Source organism: Methylomonas sp. BG-2 (assembly GCF_057766305.1).
In genome coordinates this window covers 1-1,451 of record NZ_JBYMAP010000463.1, presented here as the reverse complement: position 1 = coordinate 1,451, position 1,451 = coordinate 1, and the positions used below count along the sequence as shown (strand labels likewise).

At 44.8% G+C, this 1,451-nt stretch carries 2 protein-coding genes; both read right to left on the bottom strand.

Translation table 11 applies throughout. The features are described 5' to 3' along the window. Positions 1 to 186: 186 nt before the first annotated feature. Positions 187 to 498 (bottom strand): hypothetical protein, encoded by a 312-nt coding sequence (locus AC3B8H_RS21300; protein WP_488443506.1) that lies wholly within the window; start codon positions 496 to 498, stop codon positions 187 to 189. A 322-nt stretch (positions 499 to 820) separates the two neighbouring features. Continuing rightward, on the bottom strand, positions 821 to 1,451 hold a 631-nt coding region (locus AC3B8H_RS21295; RefSeq protein ID WP_488443505.1), incomplete at its 5' end, for a PI-PLC domain-containing protein.

Here is a 1,451-nt window from a genome sequence, read left to right as displayed (position 1 = left end):
TATCAACATTAAGGCGTTGACAACACGGTTTTTGAGGCGCCTAGCGGTGTTGAAAATACTGGATTTTTTGGATTGAATAATCATTTTCACGACAACCTCTCGAAATCAAATACTAAACATTTGATGCGTGTTGGCGCGAAAACTATCAAATCAATATAAATTTAAGCTTAATTTTCCATGTTATTCTTAGATGACGGATATCCAACCCGGGGCGATCGGCGCACCTTTGCGCGACGTTTGAGCGTAAGCGCCCTGGGCACCGAGAATTTTTAAATCGACCACGGTCGGATGCTTTGCGATAGGCACTAAGTCGAACTCCAATGGAATTCGGCATTTTCGCTTGCTGTCGCTAAATTGACCGGCCAAATGCTTGGCATTGATTGTTTCGGTTAAACTGTCCTTACCGTCCATGGTTTTTCCGGCGTTATAGCTGTAGATGAGTTTCTGGCCCATATAAGTTGCCGGATTGAGACGAAATGCCGCGTTATTGCCCTTCATGGAACACCTCGGGTTTGATAGAAGAAAGTCGGTAGCGATTCGGTAGCCGGCAGAAACAACTTGGTACTATCCCTGCTTGACGTAAAGAGGCGTGGTCTAGAGAATTTAAAGGCGGAATGCCTAATTTAACTCTACTCACTTAGTCCTCTCTATTATGCGAGGGAGTTTCCACAGCGCATTAAATAGTCATGGAAGTCGCCATTTTCATTAATACCAGCCGGTTTTAAGTTCCGGCGGAAAATCTACAAACTTAAATTTATAAAAATCGCCCCTCGAACTCACTGTTTACAGAGAAATTGAGGGGCGGACCGGATATAATGATCTAATTGGTTTTTTTCAGCAGTACTTCGTTCATTGCAATGATGTTGTTCACCAGACTTCTGCCGGGGAAGTCCATCATGACTACACCCACCCGTTTCGTCAGTTTGAGATTGATATTCAAGTTTTTATATAATTGGTTGATAGTTTGGTAATTGATAGCCAAATCCGCCAGGAATTTGCTGCTGAGTTGATTGGTACCCAGGAAAGCGATGGAGCACAATTTACCAAAGCAGCTGACTCTGGGGAAGTCCGGATAGGTATTCGGGCTGGTCAGTGTGGTCAAACCGGTCATCAGTTGCGGCGCGTTAGTTTCATGCGAGCTGTGGCCGCTAGCGACAAAATACGGAAATACACCGGTCGAACCGCTCAGATAGTTAATGTATATTTTATTGGTATCGCCGGTCGAAGCAGCCATAAAATGTGCCTTGACTTGCTCCCATTTTCCGTATAAATCCCAATTTGTCGTCAAATTGTAATTGTCCTGAATCGTACCCTGATTGCTGATCGTGCTGTAGGAAAGACCGACTAACGCGCCTGAAAAGTTTTGCAACAACACGGCCTTACCGCGCATGGTGCCTAAGGTGGGATTACTGGTGCCATTTGGTTGCCAAAAAAGGCCAGGGTATTTACTG

Bases quoted from the DNA above. Each gene is read 5' to 3' on its own strand.
- AC3B8H_RS21300 (WP_488443506.1), bottom strand. From the start codon at position 498: ATGAAGGGCAATAACGCGGCATTTCGTCTCAATCCGGCAACTTATATG.